The 2,812-nt window shown below is 54.4% G+C and carries 5 protein-coding genes; all 5 read left to right on the top strand.

Annotated features, from left to right (window positions below; translation table 11 throughout):
- Positions 1-92 precede the first annotated feature (92 nt).
- Complete coding sequence (locus tag VI895_13665; GenBank protein ID HLG20847.1) at positions 93-470, top strand: type II toxin-antitoxin system RelE/ParE family toxin; 378 nt, start codon at positions 93-95, stop codon at positions 468-470.
- Positions 467-799, top strand: coding sequence for a helix-turn-helix transcriptional regulator (locus VI895_13660; GenBank protein HLG20846.1), 333 nt, complete (start codon positions 467-469; stop codon positions 797-799). The genes VI895_13665 and VI895_13660 overlap by 4 nt, the downstream gene beginning before the upstream one ends.
- A gap of 277 nt (positions 800-1,076) precedes the next feature.
- A complete protein-coding gene (locus VI895_13655; protein ID HLG20845.1) occupies positions 1,077-1,358 on the top strand; it encodes a BolA/IbaG family iron-sulfur metabolism protein in 282 nt (93 codons plus the stop codon).
- A 62-nt stretch (positions 1,359-1,420) separates the two neighbouring features.
- Positions 1,421-1,747, top strand: a complete 327-nt coding sequence (locus VI895_13650) for a glutaredoxin domain-containing protein (protein ID HLG20844.1) — start codon at positions 1,421-1,423, stop codon at positions 1,745-1,747.
- A 42-nt stretch (positions 1,748-1,789) separates the two neighbouring features.
- Positions 1,790-2,812: formate-dependent phosphoribosylglycinamide formyltransferase (gene purT / locus VI895_13645; GenBank protein ID HLG20843.1), on the top strand; the 1,023-nt coding region annotated here is incomplete at its 3' end.

Here is a 2,812-nt window from a genome sequence, read left to right as displayed (position 1 = left end):
TATGGTGTCCCCGGAACTTTGTGTCCCCGGAACTTTGTTTGGCATACGACCCTCTTGACATTATAGTGATATTGCTATAATATGATCTTTGAATGATCAAACAGCCACCATTGGCGCCATTGAAACCTCTGACCTGGGTGGGGGCAAGCTTGAAGAACTTTCGGGAGTTTCCCGATCCCGTGAAGGATGACATGGGTTATGCGCTGTATATCGCCCAGCAGGGTGGAAAACATGCCGATGCGAAACCCTTGAAAGGCTTTGGCGGCGCAGGTGTGGTTGAGGTTGTCGGCGATTATCGCGGCGATACGTTCCGGACAATCTACACGGTGCGGCTTGCCGGTGCGGTCTATGTGCTTCACGCGTTCCAGAAAAAATCTAAAACGGGACGCAAAACACCAGAAAGCGAAATTGAGTTAGTTAAACGCAGATTAATACAGGCGGAACAGATAGCAAAGGAGCGAAAACCATGAAGAAGAAGGATTACGAAATCGGAAGTGACAACGTGTTCGCCGATATTGGCGTACCGAATGCCGATGAGCATCTCATCAAGGCCCAACTCGTCTATAAAATCGGAACTATCGTGGAGAAACGTGGCTTGACGCAGACTGCCGCCGCAAAACTATTCGGCGTTAAACAACCCGACGTATCCAATATGTTGCGCGGGCAGTTCCGGCAATTTTCCGTGGAACGGTTGCTGCGATTCCTCGTCGCCCTCAACCATGATGTGGAGATTGTCGTAAAACAGCACCACGACACGAAACACGCCCCCACGCTCAGTGTGGCTATGGCGGCCTCCTGAAAACGCGGCGATGAAGTCTAATTTAGGGAGACCATGGAAAACCGGGGGTTATGCAGCGGCCTCCTTCATTCCGGGATACCACCGGCAAAACGTCTTCCGAAGCTCGTTGTTTAATGTTTTGGTCCGCGGCGATCAATTGGATTGAAAACAACTGTAATTAAAAATGAACGCCGTCTATATAAATGACGTAAACCTCGATTTTCGAAAGGCCGGACGCCCGTTCGGCCTTTTTTATTTACCTCTTTAACATCTCCCGAAATTTAGGTATAATACATCCTTGCTCGAGAGTGTAACGGGAGAGGCGCCGATGATCAGCAAGGAGATGTTAATCGAGTACATCAAGAAAGCGATGCCCGACGCGGAGGTCGCGGTCGTCGACCGGACCGGGACGATGGACCACTACACGCTCAAAATCATTTCAGAAGCGTTTAAGGGAAAGAATTTGCTCGATCGGCAGCGGTTTGTCTATCAAGCGCTGAACGAGCCGATGAAGGATGGCCGGATTCACGCGCTCGAGATCAAGTCGCATACGCCGGAAGAGGCGGCGAAGGCAGTCTAAGCCATGCTTGCGGCGCGTGGCCGACGGAGCTGTCCGGAAAAGTAAGATCATAAGGAGGCCCCATGGGTAACCCAATCGAAGAGGAAATTAAGAAAGAGATCACCGAGAATAAGATCGTGATTTACGGTAAAGGGACCAAGCAGATGCCGATGTGCGGCTTTACGGTGGAGACGATCCAATACTTCAACAAATACGGCTATCCGTTCGAAGTCGTCGATGTCCTTCGCAATATGGAGAAGCGCGAAGCCCTCTCCAAAATGACCAACTGGCCGACCTTGCCGAAAGTCTTCATCGACGGCCAATTTTACGGCGACACCGATATCCTCGACGAGATGGCGAAAAACGGCGAGATCGAGCCGCTCTTAAAAAAAGCGTTCGGAAAAGAATAGAAAAATATGATCTTTCCCTGACATTATCCTCTGGAGCGCTTTATGCTGGGGACGCCGCTCTCCAAAAATGCTTTCCGGCTCATGCTTTTGGGGTCGGGAGAACTCGGGAAGGAAGTGACGATTGAGGCGCAGCGCCTCGGCGTGGAGGTCATCGCCGTCGACCGCTACCCGAACGCCCCCGCGATGCAGGTGGCCCACCGCAGCCATGTCATCGACATGCTCGACCGGGCGCGCCTGGCCGACGTCATCGCCAAAGAAGAGCCGACCCTCATCGTCCCCGAAATCGAAGCGATCGCCACCGACTATCTGGTCGAAATCGAAAAACAGTATACCGTCATCCCGACCGCCCGCGCCGCGCGCCTCACAATGGACCGTGAGGGGATCCGCCGCCTCGCCGCCGAGGAGCTGAAGCTCCCGACCAGCCGGTACGTCTTTATCAGCCGTCCGGAAGAGTTGAAAGCCGCCGGAGAGAAGGTCGGCTTCCCCTGCGTGATGAAGCCGGTGATGTCTTCTTCCGGGAAAGGCCAGTCGGTCGTTCAATCTTCCATCGATCTTCAAAAAGCGTGGGACTACGCCATGTCGGCCTCTCGCGCCAAAAAGACGACGGTGATCTTAGAGTCGTTTATCCGCTTCGATTACGAGATCACGCTCCTGACCGTCCGCGCCGTGAACGGAACGATCTTCTGCCCGCCGATCGGCCACATCCAGATCGACGGCGACTACCGCCAGTCGTGGCAGCCCCATCCGATGTCCGCCGTCGCGCTCGACAAGGCGAAAGCGATCGCCCAACAGGTGACCGATAACCTAGGCGGCCGGGGTATCTTCGGCGTGGAGCTCTTCGTCAAAGGAAACGACGTCTATTTCTCCGAAGTCTCCCCCCGCCCCCACGACACCGGCATGGTGACGATGATCACCCAAGAGCTCTCCGAATTCGCCCTCCATGTTCGGGCGATTCTAGGTTTCCCCGTTCACGCGCCTCTCTTGAGAACCTCCGGCGCTTCCGCCGTTATCCTCGCTGAGAAAGAGGGGATTGCTCCCCAGTTCGATCTCTCCGAAGCCCTCGCC

The organism is Bdellovibrionota bacterium, assembly GCA_035292885.1.
In the GTDB taxonomy this organism is placed as follows: Bacteria; Bdellovibrionota_G; JALEGL01; order JALEGL01; family DATDPG01; genus DATDPG01.
The sequence above is the reverse complement of the archived record's forward strand: the minus strand, read 5'-3'. Positions and strand labels throughout refer to the sequence as shown.